This window comes from Pseudomonas sp. IT-P12 (genome assembly GCF_949767465.1).
GTDB lineage: Bacteria > Pseudomonadota > Gammaproteobacteria > Pseudomonadales > Pseudomonadaceae > Aquipseudomonas.
Genome location: NZ_CATKPY010000022.1, coordinates 766,096 through 784,080, shown reverse-complemented (window position 1 = coordinate 784,080; position 17,985 = coordinate 766,096). Strand labels below are relative to the sequence as shown.

Genomic DNA, 17,985 nt, shown 5'->3' with positions numbered 1-17,985 from the left:
GCCGCTGAAGCAAACGCTGGTGGACGCGCTCTACGAGCAGTCAACGGTCGAGCACGTCTACGACCTGTACGGCCCCTCGGAAGACACCACCTATTCCACCTGGACCCGCCGCAGCGCCGGGGGCACGGCGAACATCGGCCGGCCGCTGCACCACACCGCCAGCTACGTGCTGGATGCCGACCTGCAACCGGTGCCGCAAGGCGTCTCGGCCGAGCTGTACCTGGCCGGTGCGGGCATCACCCGTGGCTACCTGGGGCGTGCGGCGATGACCGCCGAGAAGTACGTGCCGAACCCGTTCGCCCGAAATGGCGAGCGCCTGTACCGCACCGGTGACCTGGTGCGTTATCAGGCCGACGGTGTGATCGAGTACCGCGGGCGTATCGACCATCAAGTGAAAATCCGCGGTTTCCGCATCGAGCTGAGTGAAATCGAAGCCCGCCTGCTGCAACAACCCGGCGTCGACGAAGTGGCGGTGCTGGCGCAGGACGGTCTCGGTGGTCAGCAACTGGTGGCCTACGTGGTCGCCGAGTCGCTGGCGCCTGACGATGCCGAAGCGCAACGCCGTCTGCGCGAAGCACTCAAGGCGCGGCTCAAGGACAGCCTGCCCGAGTACATGGTGCCCGCCCATCTGCTGTTCATCGCCCGGTTGCCTTTGACCCCCAACGGCAAGCTCGACCGCAAGGCGCTGCCGGCGGCGGACGCCAGCCAGTTGCAGGCCGGCTACGTCGCCCCCGTCAGCGAGCTGGAGCAACAGGTGGCCGCGATCTGGCAGCAAGTGCTGGAGCTGGAGCGGGTCGGCCTGAATGACCACTTCTTCGAACTCGGCGGTCACTCGCTGCTGGCGGTGAACGTGGTGTCGCGGCTGCAACTGGAACTGGGGCTGAAACTGACCCCGCAACTGATTTTTCAATACCCCGTACTGACAGATTTCGTCAGCCGTCTGGCCGCTGCCGGTGAGCAGGTCGACACGTTGAAACTGAGCAAGCTGGACGCCCTGCTTGACGAAATGGAGGAAGCTTGATGGATACCAATGTCGCTTTGAAGATTGCGCGGCGCTTCATTACTTTGCCGCTCGACAAGCGCAGGGTGTATCTGCAGAAGATGCTCGAGGAAGGGGTGTCGCCGGCCAACCTGCCGATCCCGCAAACCCAGTCGCAGTTCGATCCGGTGCCGTTGTCCTTCGCCCAGGAGCGCCAGTGGTTCCTCTGGCAAATGGACCCGGACAGCGCCGCCTACAACATCCCCAGTGCCCTGCAGTTGCAGGGCGAGCTCGACGTGGCGGCGCTCGAACGCGCCTTCAATGCCCTGATCGAGCGCCATCAGAGCCTGCGCACCACCTTCCAGCAACAGGATGACCGGGCGGTGCAGGTGATCCATCCGCACATGGCCATGACCATCGACGTGCAGGACGCGGACCCAACGCTGCCGAGCGAAGCGCGGATCGACGCGTTCGTCGCTGAACAGACCGCACGGCCCTTCGACCTGATCAACGGCCCGCTGTTGCGCGTCAGCCTGCTGCGCCTTGGCGCCCGGGAGCATGTCCTGACCTTGACCCAGCATCACATCGCCTCGGATGGCGGGTCGATGCGGGTCATGGTCGAGGAGTTGCTGCACCTGTATGACGCTTACCGTCAGGGCCAGGCGCCAACGCTGCCGCCACTGTCGATCCAGTACGCCGACTACGGCATCTGGCAGCGGCACTGGATGGAGGCCGGTGAGCGCGAGCGTCAGTTGGCTTACTGGCAGGCCCAGTTGGGCAGCGAACACCCGGTGCTGGAACTGCCGGCCGACCATCCGCGCCCGGCGGTGCAGAGCCTGCGCGGTGCGCGGGTTGAACTGGCCTTGCCGGCGGCGCTGGCCGACCGGCTCAAGGCGCTGGCCAAGGCGCAGGACGTCACGCTGTTCATGGTGTTGCTGGCATCGTTCCAGACCTTGCTGCACCGTTACAGCGGTCAGGCCGACATCCGTGTCGGCGTACCGACGGCCAACCGCAACCGCGTCGAAACCGAGCGACTGGTCGGCTTCTTCGTCAACACCCAGGTGTTGCGCAGTGAGTTCGATCCACAGGCGCGCTTCAGCACGCTGCTGGCCCAGGTCAAACACTCGGTGATGGCCGCCCAGGCCCACCAGGACCTGCCGTTCGAGCAGTTGGTCGAGGCGCTGCAACCGGAACGCAGCCTGAGCTACAGCCCGCTGTTCCAGGTCATGTACAACCACCAGAGCAGCGGCGCGACCCGCAATGCCCAGGCCGCCGATCCATCGGCGCTGACCATTCGCCACCTGCACCAGCCTGCGCGCACCGCGCAGTTCGACCTGACCCTGGAAACCTTCGACGAGGCGCAAGGGCTCGGCGCGCAGTTGACCTACGCCACCGATCTGTTCGAGCGCGAGACCATCGAGCGTCTGGCCCGGCATTGGCAGAACCTGTTGAACAGCCTTGTCGCCGACCCGCAGCAACGGGTCGGCGAGCTGGCGCTGCTGGACGCGGACGAGCGACGGCAAGTGTTGGTGGACTGGAACCACAGCGGCGCGGATTACCCTCGTGATCGCTGCATTCATCAATTGATCGAAGCCCAGGCCCTGCGCACGCCAGAGGCTACGGCCCTGGTGTTCGAAGGGCAGGCGATGGATTACGCGCAGCTCAACCGCCAGGCCAATCAACTGGCGCACCGGCTGATCGAACTCGGTGTCGGCCCGGATCGACTGGTCGGCATCGCCATTGATCGCAGCCTGGAAATGCTCGTGGGCCTGTTGGCGATTCTCAAGGCCGGCGGTGCCTACGTGCCGCTCGACCCGCAGTACCCGCAGGACCGCCTGGCACACATGATCGAGGACAGCGGCCTGCAATTGCTGCTGACCCAGGCCCACCTGCTCGAACAGTTGCCGATTCCCGATGGGGTGCGGACCCTGCTGCTCGACCCGCAGGGCGAGCACGCCCGAGGCTACAGCGACGCCGATCCGCAGGTGGCCCTCGACGGCGAAAACCTCGCCTACGCGATTTACACTTCCGGTTCCACCGGCAAGCCCAAGGGCGTGATGGTCCGTCATCAGGCGCTGGTGAACTTCGTCACCAGCATGGTGCGCGAGCCCGGGCTGGACGCCCGCGACCGCATACTGTCGCTGACCACCTTTTCGTTCGATATTTTCGGCCTGGAGATCTACGGCCCCTTGCTCTGCGGCGCCAGTGTGGTGCTGGTCGACAAGCAGACCGCCCAGGACCCGCAAGCGCTGCTGGACATGATCGCCGAGCAACAGGTCAGTGTCGTGCAGGCCACGCCATCCACCTGGCGCATGCTGCTCGACCACGAGCAGGCGTCGGTCCTGCGCGGCTGCACGTTCCTCTGTGGCGGTGAAGCACTGGCCGACGACCTGGCCCAGCGCATGCTCGGCCTGGCGGGGCAGGTGTGGAACCTCTATGGCCCGACCGAAACCACCATCTGGTCGGCGGCCTGGCAACTGACCGAGGAACACCGTCGGCCGTACCTTGGCCAACCGATTGCCAACACCACGCTGTACATCCTCGGTGACGAGCTGGCGCCGAACCCGGCGGGCGCCATCGGTGAACTGCTGATTGGCGGCGACGGCCTGGCCCGTGGTTATCACGATCGTCCGGCGCTGACCGCCGAGCGTTTCCTGCCCGATCCATTCGGTAACGGCACGCGGCTGTACCGCACCGGCGACCTGGCGCGCCACCGGCACGACGGCGTGCTCGAATACATGGGGCGGATCGACCATCAGGTGAAGATTCGCGGCTTCCGCATCGAACTGGGTGAAATCGAAGCGCGCCTGCTCGAACAGCCCCGCGTGCGGGAAGTGGCGGTGCTGGCCCAGGATGCGTTGGGCAGCCAGCAACTGGTGGCCTACGTGGTCGCCTCGCCGCTGGATCTCGACGCGGCCGACGAGCAGCAGCGTCTGCGCGATGAACTCAAGGCCGCGCTCAAGGCGTGCCTGCCGGAATTCATGGTGCCTGCGCACCTGCTGTTCCTGGCGCGTCTGCCCCTGACGCCCAACGGCAAACTCAATCGCAAGGCCCTGCCGGCGGCGGACGTCAGCCAGTTGCAGACGCACTATCGGGCGCCCCGCAGCGAGCGCGAGCAGCAGGTCGCCGCTATCTGGCAGGACGTGCTCAAGCTCGATCGCGTCGGCTTGAACGACAACTTCTTCGAACTGGGCGGCCACTCGCTGCTGGTCACGCAGGTGGTATCGCGGGTACGCCGGGTGCTGGACATTCAGGTGCCGTTGCGCAGCCTGTTCGAGCACAGCGTACTGGAGGATTTCGTGCAGTCGCTGGGCGCCGGGCAGGGTGCCCGGACTCCGGCGATCAACTCGGTGTCGCGCGAGCAGCCGCTGCCGTTGTCTTTCGCCCAGGAACGCCAATGGTTCCTGTGGAAAATGGACCCGCACAGTGCCGCCTACAACATCCCCACGGCCTTGCGCCTGCGTGGCACGCTGGACAAGGACGCCCTGCAACGCAGCTTCCGGGCGCTGGTCGAGCGCCATGAAAGCCTGCGCACGGCGTTCATCGAGCAAGACGGGCACACCTCGCAGGTGATCCAGGCGCAGGGGCGCGTCAGCTTCACCGAGCAGCGTCTGGCAGACGCTGACGAGGCGGGCATCAAGGCCTTTGTCGAGCACGAGACACAACGCCCGTTCGATCTGCTCGACGGTGCGCTGGTGCGCTGCGTGCTGCTGCAGGTGGGCGAGCAGGACCATGTGCTGGTGCTGACGCTGCACCATATCGTCGCCGACGCCTGGTCGTTGCAGGTGCTGGTCGATGACTTGCTGGCCCTGTATTCGGCCGTCGAACTGCCGGCATTGCCCGTGCAATATGCCGATTACGCGGTGTGGCAGCGCCATTGGATGGCGGCCGGTGAGCGGGAGCGCCAACTGGCGTACTGGACCGGGCAACTGGGCAGCGAACAACCGTTGCTGGAACTGCCGACCGATCATGCGCGCCCGGCGCAGCAGAGTTTTCGCGGTGCGCGCTGGTCCATCCCGATCGACGACGCCCTGGCCCTGGACCTGAAAGCCCTGGCCCGTCGCGAAAACGTCACCCTGTTCATGCTGTTGCTCGGTTCGTTCCAGGCCTTGTTGCACCGCTACAGCGGCCAGAGCGACATTCGCGTCGGCGTGCCGATTGCCAACCGCAATCGCCTGGAAACCGAGCGCCTGATCGGCTTCTTCGTCAACACCCAGGTGTTGCGCGCGGCGTTCGATGAACACCTGACGGCGGCGCAATTGCTGCAACAGGTCAAGCAGACGGCGATGGCGGCGCAGATGCACCAGGACCTGCCGTTCGAGCAACTGGTCGATGCCTTGCAGGTGCAGCGCAACCTCAGCCACAGCCCATTGTTCCAAGCGATGTTCAACCATCGCAGCGAAGTCGAATCAGGCATGGCCGCCGCGTTGCCGGGCATCGAGCTGGACCCCCTCGCCTGGGAGCACCGCAACGCGCAATTCGACCTGACCCTGGACACCAGCGACAACCCCCAGGGGCTGCACGCCGCGCTGACCTACGCCACCGACCTGTTCGAGGCGTCGACCATCGAGCGCATGGGGCGTCACTGGCTGAACCTGTTGCGCGACCTGGTGGCTGACGTCAATCGTCCGGTGGCGCACCTGGCGCTGCTGGATGAACGCGAGCGGCAACAGCATGTCGTTGCCTGGAACGCCACCGCCGCCGACTACCCATTGCAGCGCACCGTGCAGGGGTTGATCGAGGATCAGGTGCAGAGAACGCCGCACGCCTGCGCGCTGGTATTCGCCGGGCAGCGCCTGAGCTACGCCGCGCTCAATGCGCGGGCCAATCAGTTGGCCCAGGTGTTGATCGAGCAGGGCGTCGGTCCGGATGTGCTGGTGGGCATCGCGCTCGAGCGCTCGGTGGAAATGGTCGTTGGTCTGCTGGCGATTCTCAAGGCCGGTGGCGCCTATGTGCCGTTGGACCCGGAGTATCCGGCGGAACGCCTGGCCTATATGTTCGACGACAGCGGCATCGAACTGCTGCTGACGCAACATCACCTGCTGGAGCAACTGCCGATTCCGGCGGGCATCCGCAGCCTGGTGCTGGATCAGGATGACGGTTGGCTGGACGGACGCAGCGACGCCAACCCGCATCCGCTGCTCAATGGCGAAAACCTCGCCTACGTGATCTACACCTCTGGCTCCACCGGCAAACCCAAGGGCGCGGCCAACCGCCATTCGGCCCTGGTCAATCGCTTGTGCTGGATGCAGCAGGCCTATGGCCTCGACGCGTCGGACAAGGTCCTGCAAAAGACCCCGTTCAGTTTTGACGTGTCGGTCTGGGAGTTCTTCTGGCCGCTGCTGACCGGTTCTACCCTGGTGGTCGCCGCCCCGGGCGCACACCGCGATCCGGCGCAACTGATCGAGTTGATCACCGCGCAGCGGATCACCACGCTGCACTTCGTGCCGTCGATGTTGCAGGCGTTCGTGCAGGACCCGGCCGTGGCCACCTGCACCAGCCTGACCCGCATCGTTTGCAGCGGCGAGGCCCTGCCAGTGGATGCGCAGCAGCAGGTATTCGCCCAGTTGCCGAACGCCGGCCTGTACAACCTGTACGGTCCGACCGAGGCGGCCATCGACGTCACCCACTGGACCTGCGTGGACGAAGGGCGCGACGTGGTGCCGATCGGCCAGCCCATTGCCAACCTGTCGACCTACGTCCTCGACGCCGAACTGGCACCGCTGCCGGTCGGGGTGATCGGCGAGCTGTACCTGGGCGGCGAAGGCCTGGCCCGTGGTTACCACCGCCGTCCCTCGCTGACCGCCGAGCGTTTCGTCACCAGCCCGTTCGGTGCCGGCGCTCGCCTGTACCGCACGGGCGACCTGGCGCGCTACCGCGCCGATGGCGTGATCGAATACGCCGGGCGCATCGACCATCAGGTGAAGATCCGTGGCTTGCGCATCGAGCTGGGCGAAATCGAAGCACGCCTGGCTGAACACGCCGACGTCCGCGAAACCGTGGTCATCGCCCAGGACAACACGCTGCTGGTGGCCTACGTGGTGCCGCACGATGCGGCGCTGCTGCACGCCGATGACGCGACGCGTCGCGCACTGGCGCAAGTGTTGAAAGTGCACCTGAGCCAAAGCCTGCCGGAGTACATGGTGCCGCAGCACTGGCTGTGGCTGGAAAAAATGCCGGTCAGCCCGAACGGCAAGCTTGAACGCAAGGCGCTGCCGAAAGCCGATACTCAGGTCAGCCGCGACGCCTACAGTGCGCCAACCACGGCCATCGAACAGGCGCTGGTGGAAATCTGGCAAAGCGTGCTGGGGCGTGCGCCCGTGGGCACCGGCGACAACTTCTTCGAGCTGGGCGGTGACTCGATCATTTCCATTCAAGTGGTCAGTCGCGCCCGTCAGGCGGGGATTCATTTCAGCCCCAAAGACCTGTTCCTGCACCAGACCGTGCAAAGCCTGGCGACGGTGGCAACGACGGGCGAGGGGGCGCTGAGCATCGATCAGGGTCCGGTCACCGGCCCGACGCCGCTGCTGCCGTTCCAGCACCTGTTCTTCGAACGCGACCTCGCCGAACCGCACCACTGGAACCAGTCCGTGCTGCTCAAGACTGCCCGACCGCTCCACGCCGGGCACCTGGAGCAGGCGTTGCAGGCGCTGGTCGCGCATCACGATGCGTTGCGCCTGGCGTTCAGCATCGAACACGGCCAACCGCTTGCCACCCATCGTTCCCTGTCCGGTCAACCGGCGTCGTTGCTGTGGCAAGCGGACGTGGCCGATGCAGCGGCCCTCGAGCAATGGGCCGAGCAAGCCCAGCGCAGCCTCGACCTGGGCAACGGTCCGCTGGTGCGTGCGGTGCTGGCGAACCTGGCCGATGGCAGCCAGCGCTTGCTGCTGGTGATTCATCACCTGGTGGTGGATGGCGTGTCCTGGCGCATTCTGCTGGAAGACCTGCAACAGGCTTATGAGCAATTGCAGGCCGGCCAGGTTCTCCAGCTGCCGCCCAAGACCAGTTCCACCCAGGCCTGGGCCCGCCGTCTTCAGGCCCATGCCGACAGTCCGGCGACGCAGGCCCAGCTCGGCTTCTGGCGCGCGCAACTGCAAGGGGCGCGGGCGGACCTGCCGTGTGAACGGCCACAGGGCGAGTTGCACAATCGGCATGCCCGGCACGTACAGACCCGGCTCGACCCGGTGCAGACGCGCCACCTGTTGCAGCAGGCGCCAGCCGCCTACCGCACACAGATCAACGATCTGCTGCTGACCGCGCTGGCGCGGGTGATCGGCGAGTGGACGGGCGAGACATCGACCTTGATCCAGCTTGAAGGCCATGGCCGCGAAGCGTTGTTCGACGAGCTCGACCTGAGCCGCAGTGTCGGCTGGTTCACCAGCCTGTTCCCGGTGCGCCTGACCCCGACCACCGAAACCGGTGCGTCGATCAAGGCCATCAAGGAACAACTGCGTGCCATCCCCGACAAGGGCCTGGGGTTTGGCGCATTGCGCTACCTGGGCAACGACGCCACCCGGCAGGCCCTCAAGGCACTGCCGGTGCCGCGCATCACCTTCAACTACCTGGGCCAGTTCGACGCCGGTTTCGCCGAAGACGCCGGCGCCTTGTTCACCCCGGCCACCGAGTCGGCGGGCGCCCCCCAGAGTCCGCTGGCCACGCTGGACAACTGGCTGACGCTGAATGGCCGGGTGTATGGCGGCGAATTGCACATTGACTGGACCTTCAGCGGGCAGATGTTCGATGAATCGACTCTCTCGCGCCTGGCCCAGGCCTATGGCCGCGAGCTGGAGCGTGTGATCGAGCATTGCTGCCAGCCGCAGCACCAGGGGCTGACGCCGTCCGACTTCCCGCTGGCCGGGCTGACCCAGGCGCAACTCGACGCGCTGGCGCTCACCCCGCGCCGAATCGAAGACATCTACCCGCTGTCGCCGATGCAGCAAGGCATGCTGTTCCACACCCTCTACGAACAACAGGCGGGCGATTACATCAATCAGCTGTGCGTGAACGTGGACGGTCTGCACGTCGAACGCTTCCGCGAAGCCTGGCAGGCGGCGATGGACGTCCACGATGTGCTGCGCAGCAGCTTTGTCTGGGACGGCGATGTGCAGCGTCCGCTGCAAGTGATCCACAAGGACCTGGCGGTGCCGTTCAGCGTTCTGGACTGGCGCGAGCGCAGCGATCTGCCGCAGGCGCTGGCGGAACTGGCGAGCGAGCAACGGCGGCAGGGCTTCGACCTGCATGCCGCGCCGCTGTTGCGTCTGGTGCTGGTGCAGGTGGGTGACGGGCGTTATCACCTGATCTACACCAGCCACCACATCCTGATGGACGGCTGGAGCAATTCGCAATTGCTGGGCGACGTCTTGCAGCGCTACAACGGGCAGGCTCCGTCGCTCGGTGGCGGGCGTTATCGCGACTACATCGAATGGCTGGCGCGTCAGGACGGGCAGGCCAGCGAAACCTTCTGGAAGGCACAACTGACTGAATTCGAGGAGCCGACCTGCCTGGCCAAGGCATTGATTCACCGTGGCCGCGAAGGCGCGGGCCAGGGCGAGTATTTCCTCGACCTCGACACCCGGCGCACCACCGAACTCCAGCAATTTTCGCGAGCGCACAAGATCACCGCCAACACCCTGGTGCAGGCCGCGTGGCTGTTGCTGTTGCAGCGCTGCACCGGTCAGGACACGGTGTGTTTCGGCGCCACGGTGTCCGGGCGTCCGGCGCAACTGAGCGGCGTCGAACAGCAGATCGGCCTGTTCATCAACACCTTGCCGGTCATTGCCAGCCCGCGCGCCGAGCAACCGTTGCAGCAATGGCTGCAACAGGTGCAGGGGCAGAACCTGCTGCTGCGCGAGCAGGAACACACGCCGCTGTTCGACATCCAGCGTTGGGCCGGGCAGGGCGGTGAAGCGCTGTTCGACAACATCCTGGTGTTCGAGAACTACCCGATTGCCGACGCCTTGCAACAGGGCGGGTCGCAGGACCTGCGCTTTGGCGAGGTGGCGAACTTCGAACAGACCAACTACCCGCTGACGCTGTCGGTCATGCTCGGCGAGCAGTTGTCGATGCAGTTCAGCTACAACCGTCAACAGTTCGATGGCGCGGTGATCGAGCAACTGGCAGCCTGCCTCGACCAGCTCTTGCAGCAGATGGTCCAGGCCCCGGCCGAGCGTTGCCTGGGTGAGCTGACCCTGGTGCCGGTGGCGCTGCGCGAAGTCCTGGTGCAACCGGGCGATGAGCACCGCGTGCAGCAGATGTTCGAGCAGCAGGTGGCCAGGACCCCGGAGGCAATCGCGTTGATCTACAACGAGCAGCGCCTGAGCTACACCGCGCTCAACGCCCAGGCCAACCAGCTGGCGCATGTGCTGGTGCAGCAGGGCGTCGGCCCGGATGTGCTGGTGGGGATCGCGGTCGAGCGTTCGGTGCAGATGATTGTCAGCCTGCTGGCGGTGCTCAAGGCCGGTGGCGCCTACGTGCCGCTGGACCCGGAATACCCGGCCGAGCGACTCGGGGCGATGATCGAAGACAGCGGACTGCGCGTGTTGCTGACCCAGGGCCATTTGCTGGGTGCGTTGCCCGTCGTGCAAGACGTCAGCGTGCTCAGCCTCGATCAACTCCAGTTGCCAGCGCAGAACGACAACCTGCCGGTGCGATGCGGCGCGCAGAACCTCGCCTATGTGATGTTCACCTCCGGTTCCACCGGGCGCCCCAAAGGCGTGGCCATCGACCATTCGGCGTTGTCGCGGCATGCCCAGACGACCGTGGGTTTCCATGGTCTCAGCGCCGCCGATCGCTGCCTGCAATTCGCTACCTTCAACTTCGATGCCTTCGTCGAGCAGCTTTATCCACCGCTGATCTGCGGGGCCACGGTGATCCTGCGCGGCCCGGACATCTGGGACAGCGAAACCTGGCATCGCCAGGTGCTGGACCACCGGATCACGGTCAGCGACCTGACCACGGCCTACTGGAACATGCTGGTCAAGGATTTCGCAGCCAGCGCTCCCCGCGACTATGGCGTGCTGCGACTGGTCAGCGTCGGCGGCGAAGCGATGCCGCCCGAAGGCGTGGCCACCTGGGCCAAGGCAGGCCTGGGCCACGTGCAGTTGCTCAACACCTATGGCCCGACCGAGGCCACGGTCAGTGCCACCGAACTCGATTGCGCTGATTACGCCTTGGGCCTCAAGCCGTTGCCGGCAACCATGCCGATTGGCCATGCGTTGCAGGGACGCGGCCTGCATGTGCTGGACATCCACGGCCAACCGGCACCGGTCGGCGTGGTCGGCGAGCTGGTGATCGGCGGCGATCTGCTGGCCCGTGGTTACTTCAACCGGCCGGACCTGACGGCCGAGCGGTTCATTCCCGACCCGTTCGACCCGCTGGGCGGCGGGCGCCTGTACCGCACCGGCGACCTGGCGCGTTATCGCCCCGACGGGTTGATCGACTACGCCGGGCGTCTCGACCATCAGGTGAAGATTCGCGGCTTCCGCATCGAGCTGGGTGAAATCGAGACCCACCTGCTCCAGGCGCCCTCGGTACGCCAGGCCCTGGTGGTGGCGCAACCGGCGGCCATCGGTCAGCAACTGGTGGCCTACGTGGCGTTCGATGACCCGGCATTGGCACGCGGCGACGCTTCGGCGCAGGCGCTTTTGCGTGAGGGCCTCAAGGCGCGGTTGCGCGCCAGCCTGCCGGATTACATGGTGCCGGCGCATGTGCTGCTGCTCGAAACCCTGCCGATGAGCCCCAACGGCAAGATCGACCGCAAAGCCTTGCCGGGGGTCGATGCCAGCGCAGCCAGCGGTGATTTTGTCGCCCCCGTCGGCCCGCTGGAACAGCAGATCGCCACGGTCTGGCAGGACGTGCTGGAGCTGGAACAGGTCGGGCGCACCGATCACTTCTTCGAGCTGGGCGGGCATTCGCTGCTGGCGACCCAGGTGGTCTCACGCTTGCGCAAACTCACCGATTGTCCGTTGAGCCTGCGCGACCTGTTCAACCATCCACAGCTGCAGGACCTGGCGATGTGGATGCAGGCGCAGGACAGGCCGTTGGTCGAGGTGCCGCCGCTGCTGGCGCACGGCCGTAAAACCGTCGCGCCGCTGTCGCTGGTGCAACGGCGCCTGTGGATCGCCGAACAGCTGTCCGGTGGCACCTCGGCCTATGGCATGCCGATGGCCCTGCGCCTGCGCGGCGAGTTGTCCATCGAGCGCCTGGTGAGCAGTTTTGCCGAAGTGGTGCGTCGTCATGAAGTGCTGCGCACGGCGTATGTCCAGGACGATGAGGGCGACCCGATTGCGCTGATCAGCGAACAGGTGGCGGTCGACTTCCCGGTGACCGATCTGTCCGGATTGTCACGCAGTGCCCAGGAGGAACAGGTGGCCCAGGCGGCGCTGGACAACGTGCGCACGCCGATCGACCTGGAGCAGGCGCCGCTGTGGCGTGGGCGAATCCTGCACCTGGGACCGACCGAGCATGTGATGCTGTATGGCATGCACCACATCATTTCCGACGGTTGGTCGATGGGGGTGCTGGTCAACGAACTGGTGCGGATCTACCACCAGAGCGAGGGCCTCGACCGCACACCATTGCCGGCGCTGGACGTGCAGTATTCGGATTTCGCCCTGTGGCAACAGGCGCTGGAACAGCGAGGCGTACTCGACCAGCAGGCGGCGTACTGGAAAGGCCAACTGGCCGGTTGCAGCGGCCAATTGTCGCTGCCGACGGACAACCCTCGCGGCCTGGTGCCCTCGTTCGAGGGCGACTCGGTGCAGTTCCGCCTGGAGGCCGGGTTGACCCGCGCCCTGCGCCAGCATTCCACCCAGGCCGGCGTGACCTTGTACAGCACGCTGCTGGCGTCCTTCCAGGTGCTGTTGCACCAGGTCAGCGGCGCGGCGGACGTGCTGGTCGGCGCCGATGTCGCCGGTCGCGGGCAGCCGGAACTGGAACGCCTGATCGGCTTCTTCGTCAACGTCCTGCCCCTGCGTTCGCGGTTCGACGCCGGTTCCACGTTCTCCAGCTTCCTGGCCCGCACCCAGCAAACCCTGCTCGGCGCCCTGGAGCATCAGGACCTGCCCTTCGACATGATCGTCGACACGTCGGGGGTGCCGCGCCACAAAGGCATGAACCCGCTGGTGCAGGTGTTGTTCGTGATGAACAACCTGCCCGGCAGCGTGCAGACCCTCGGCGGTTTGAGCGTGGAAACGCTGCCGGTGCTGGAGTCCCATTCTAAATTCGACATGGCGTTGTTCGTTGACGATGAAGAAGGGCAATTGCTGGGTAATTGGCAATTCGCCACAACCTTGTTCGGACACGAGCGCATTCAGTCCCTGGTCAAGGCCTGGATAGCCCTGTTGGAACAGATCGTCGCTGATCAGGACATTCAATTGGGAGCTATCAGCATGCCAGTCGAACATTCAGCCGTGGCCGCCAGGCCCGCTGCGCCGGGACCGAAAGCCGACAAACTCGGCAAATTCCTCAAACGTTCGGCGACCACCGTCGCCAAAATCCGCCCCGCGCCCGTGCGTGAATCGCTGCTGGCCGCGCCGCAGCCGTTTCCCCTGTTGATGGAGCCGAACGAACCGCAGCTGGACCTGATCGAGTGGATCAGGCAGAACCGGCCGTTGATCGAACAGAAACTCGCCGAGCACGCCGGTATTCTGTTCCGTGGTTTTGCGCTGGACGGCATCCAGGGTTTCGAAGCCTTCGCCGAGGCGATCCAGCCGGGCCTCTACGGGCAGTACGGTGACCTGCCGAAGAAGGAGGGTGGCAAGAACACCTACCGCTCCACGCCGTACCCGGAGCGCAAGATGATCCTGTTCCACAACGAGAGCTCCCATCAGGACCGCTGGCCGCGCAAGCAGATGTTCTATTGCGAGCAGCCGTCGCTGTCCGGCGGCGCAACCCCGGTGGTCGATTGCCGGTTGATGTACGAAAAGCTGCCGGCGGACCTGCGCGACAAGTTCGAGGACAAGGGCCTGCTGTACGTGCGCACCTTCACCGACAAACTCGACGTGTCCTGGCAGCACTTCTTCAAGACCGACGACCGCGCCGAAGTCGAAGCCCGTTGCCGCGCCGGTGGCATCGAGTGGCGCTGGCTCGACAACGATGAACTGCAAACCCGCACGCCGGGCCCGGCGATCATTCGTCACCCGGTGACCGGCGCCAAGTCGTTCTTCAACCAGGTGCAGCTGCATCACATCTACTGGCTGGAGCCGCAGGTGCGCGAGGACCTGCTGTCGATGTTCGGCCTGGACCGCATGCCCCGCCACGTGTTCTACGGCGACGGCACGCCGATTGAAGACGACGTCATGCAGCGCATCGGCGATCTGTACGAGGAATGCGCGGTGCGTTTCGACTGGCAGAAGGGCGACGCGATCCTGCTGGACAACATGCTGGTGGCCCATGCCCGTGATCCGTACGAAGGCCCCCGCAAAATCGTTGTCGCCATGGGCGACATGTACGACCACAGCGCCCTGGATGCGCAGCCCTCGGCGACAACCGCCCAGGGCGCAACGAACACCGAGGAAACCGGCGCATGAACCCACTATCGATGGACCCGCAGGACCTGGGTTACGCCCTGACACCGGAGCAGCAACGGGTGCTGGAGCAATTGCCGAAGGTGTCGCGCTGCGCCGATGCGCTGCACTTCCTCGAAGTCGCGATCAACGGCGCACTCGACCCGCAGCGCCTGCAAACCGCCCTGGATGCAGTGCTGGCGCAACAGCCGATGCTGCTCGCGCACCTGGGCAGGGTGGCGGGGCTGCATGGCCTTCGGCAGTTCGCGGCGGCGGCCGGGCGCTTCCCGTTGACGGTCCAGGCCCGCATCGACACCGAGGCTGGCATCCAGGCGCAAATCGCGGAGTGGGCGGCGCGCTCGTTTGTGGTGGGCGAGTCGGAGAATGCTCAGGCGGTGCTTTACCGTCTGGCGGACGATCAGTGGAAACTGGTGATCGGTATTGCCCGGCACAGCACCGATGAAAACGGCTTGCAGCGGCTTGATCAGCAGCTGCGTCTGGCCTATGAACAGGGGTTGCCAGGGGACGACGACGCGCCAGGCGAGTTCACCCAGTACCTGGAATGGCGCAGCGAAGTGGTGCTCGACGAGGACGCCGCCGGAGCGCGCCACTATTGGCAGCAACACCTGCAAGGCGCAGACGTCGAGCTGTCCAGCCCGTGGTTGGCCTATCGTGATTCGAGTGGTGAAGCAGCGGCGGGCACGTCATTACTGAGCAGCGCTCTGGGGTCTTCACTGCAAAGTGGTTTGCGCCGGGTCTCCGATGCGCTGCAACATCCGCCTGCCCTGTTGTTGCAAGCGGCCTGGTGGTTATTGCTCGGCCGTTTGAGCGGGCATGAGCAGATGCTGGTGGGGCTGCGTCATGACAGCCGCGAGGATTACGAGTATTTCGCCGACGCCGTGGGCGTTTTCGAGCGCAGCCTGCCGCTGAACCTGTCGCTGCCGACGACGACGCCATTCGACCGCTGGCTGAAAGACCTGGCGACCCGCTTGGATGAACATCGCACCTGGCAGGAATACTGGTCGCCCGAACTGGCGCCGGCAGCGGCGCTGCCGGCGTATGGTTTCGCCCGGTGGCGCGCGCCGCGTGCCGAGACCAGCGCGTTGCATTGGCTTCCGGTGCAGCGTCCACAGCCGCAAGCCAACGTGGAATTGCTGCTGCAAACCGAGTTGGACGATGGCGAAAACCCGTTGGCGTTGCACCTGCAATTCGCCGCGTCGCGCTACAGCGTGCAGGCGATGGACGGCTTGATCGCCCAGTTCAAAGTATTGCTTGCCGCCATCGTCGCCACGCCCGAGGCCGAACTTGGCCGGTTGTCGTTGCTGGGCCCTGACGAACAGCAGCGCCTGTTGGCAATCAACCCGGCGCCGCACGCCGTGGAGGCTCGCTACCTGCCGCAACGCATTGCCGAACACGCCCGCGCCACGCCGCAGGCGATTGCCCTGACCGACGCCACGCAACGCCTGAGCTACGGGCAATTGCAGGCCCAGGTGACGACACTGGCGGATGCCCTGCATGCCCAAGGGGTGAGGCGTGGCGCGATCGTCGCGCTGGCGCTGCCCCGTTCGGCTGATCTGGTGGTGGCGATACTGGCGGCCTGGCAGGTGGGGGCGGCGTATCTGCCGCTGGACCCGCAATGGCCAAAGGCGCGTCAGGCCCTGATGCTGGAGCAGGCCGCCGCCAACCTGTTGTTGGTCGATGCCGCGCAGCTCGAACAGTGGCAGGGCACCGGGTTACGCGTGAGTACATTGACGCAGTTGCTGAACGCGACACCGGTGGTCACTCGTACAAGCGAGCCCGCGACACAGGGTGAGGAGGCCGCCTACGTGCTGTTCACCTCGGGCTCCACCGGTATCCCCAAAGGCGTGGTCATCGAACATCGCCAATTGCTCAACTACACCGCGCAGGTCAGCGTGGCGCTGGGACTGGACCAGTGCCGGCACGTGGGCTTCACCTCCACGGTGGCGGCGGACCTGGGCAACACCGCATTGTTCGGTGCGCTGTTCAACGGCGCCACGCTGCACGTGGCCACGGACGAGCAGATGCAGGACGGCGCGCTGTTCGGCGCGTTCCTGCAACAGCAGGCCATCGATTGCCTGAAGATCGTGCCGTCGCACCTCGCTGCGTTGCTCGACAGTGAGCACGCGCAACTGCCGCACACGCTGATTCTTGGCGGCGAACCGATTGCTCCGGCCTTGATCACGCGCATCGCTGACCTGCGCAGCGATTGCCGGGTGTTCAATCACTACGGTCCGACCGAAGCGACGGTGGGGGTGCTGGTCCATCCGCTGGCGCTAAATACCCCGGACACGGCCGCGCTCAGTCAGGTGCTGGGCAACAATCAGGTGTACGTGCTCGATGAAGCGCTGCAACTGGCGCCGGTCGGTGTGCCGGGCGAGTTGTACCTGGGCGGCGCACAGCTGTGTCGGGGCTACCTCAACGCCGACGCGGATGCGCAGGCGTTTATCCAGAGCCCCTTCGACGCCTCGCAGCGGCTGTATCGCACCGGGGATCTGGCGCGCTACCGTCCGGACCTGTCGATCCAGTTGCAGGGGCGGCGCGATCAGCAGGTCAAGGTGCGGGGTTTCCGCATCGAGCTGGCCGAGATTGAAGCCCAATTGCTGCGCCTGCCACAGGTCGCGCAAGCCCTGGTACTGCCGGGCTCTACGGCGCAAGAGGGCCTGCTGGCCTTCGTCGTGCCCCGGCAGACGCCTGCGGCCGACTGGCTCGAGCACCTGCGCGAAGAACTGGCCCTGCGCCTGCCCAGCGTGATGCTGCCGCAGCAGATCCAGGCGGTTGACAGCTTCCCGCGTCTGGCCAACGGCAAGATCGACCGCAAGGCGTTGCAGCAGCTCGGTGCAACCTCCGCCGCCGACGTTGGCCTGGCCCCCCGCGATTCCCTCGAGCAACTGCTCGCGGCGCGCATGGCGCAACTGCTCGACCTGCCACGCCTGGGCATCGACCGCGACTTCTTCGCCGCCGGTGGCCATTCGTTGCTGGTGATCAAACTGGTGGCAGGCATTCGCAAGTTGCTGCAGTGCGAGATCCAGCCGGGCCTGGTGTTCGATCACCCGACCGTGGCCGGTCTGGCCCAGGCGCTACGCGCCGGCGAAAGCAGCCCCGGCCAACTGGAAAAAATCGCCCAGGCCCGCTTGCGCCTGGACACCATGAGCCCGGAAGAGAAAGCGTTGCTGACCGAGAAAGCCCGGCAGCTGCAACAAGCCAAAGCCGCACAAACCCTGTAGGAGCGAGGGGGACGCCTAGTCCTTGCTCGCGATGGACTGGAAGGCGCCGCGGGTTGTCTGACACCCAGCGGCGGTCTCTGGTTTTTCGCGAGCAGGCTCGCTCCCACAACGGGGGCTCAAGCTTTTTTGGAATCGACCTCGGTCCGGGCGGGCGCCTCTCAAGTCAACGAAATGAAACAGGCAGCAACCTGTGGGAGCGAGCCTGCTCGCGATGGCCGTGAACGATGACGCGGGTTGTCTGACACCCAGCGGCGGT

General features: G+C 65.6%; 3 protein-coding genes and 1 pseudogene. All 4 read left to right on the top strand.

Going from position 1 to position 17,985, the window contains the following annotated elements; all coding sequences use genetic code 11:
- Nucleotides 1-1,021 (top strand): AMP-binding enzyme (locus ACM6IM_RS18250; protein ID WP_414865912.1); only part of this gene is annotated, 1,021 nt, incomplete at its 5' end.
- Between the two features lie 143 nt (nt 1,022-1,164).
- A pseudogene (locus ACM6IM_RS18245) lies at nt 1,165-4,224 on the top strand (amino acid adenylation domain-containing protein); the annotation flags it as partial.
- A complete protein-coding gene (locus tag ACM6IM_RS18240; protein WP_414865925.1) occupies nt 4,198-14,508 on the top strand; it encodes an amino acid adenylation domain-containing protein in 10,311 nt (3,436 codons plus the stop codon). The pseudogene ACM6IM_RS18245 and the gene ACM6IM_RS18240, both read left to right, overlap by 27 nt.
- Complete coding sequence (locus ACM6IM_RS18235) at nt 14,505-17,729, top strand: non-ribosomal peptide synthetase (protein WP_414865911.1); 3,225 nt, start codon at nt 14,505-14,507, stop codon at nt 17,727-17,729. The genes ACM6IM_RS18240 and ACM6IM_RS18235 overlap by 4 nt, the downstream gene beginning before the upstream one ends.
- The last annotated feature ends 256 nt before the right edge of the window (nt 17,730-17,985 follow it).

Bases quoted from the DNA above. Each gene is read 5' to 3' on its own strand.
- ACM6IM_RS18235 (WP_414865911.1), top strand. From the start codon at position 14,505: ATGAACCCACTATCGATGGACCCGCAGGACCTGGGTTACGCCCTGACA.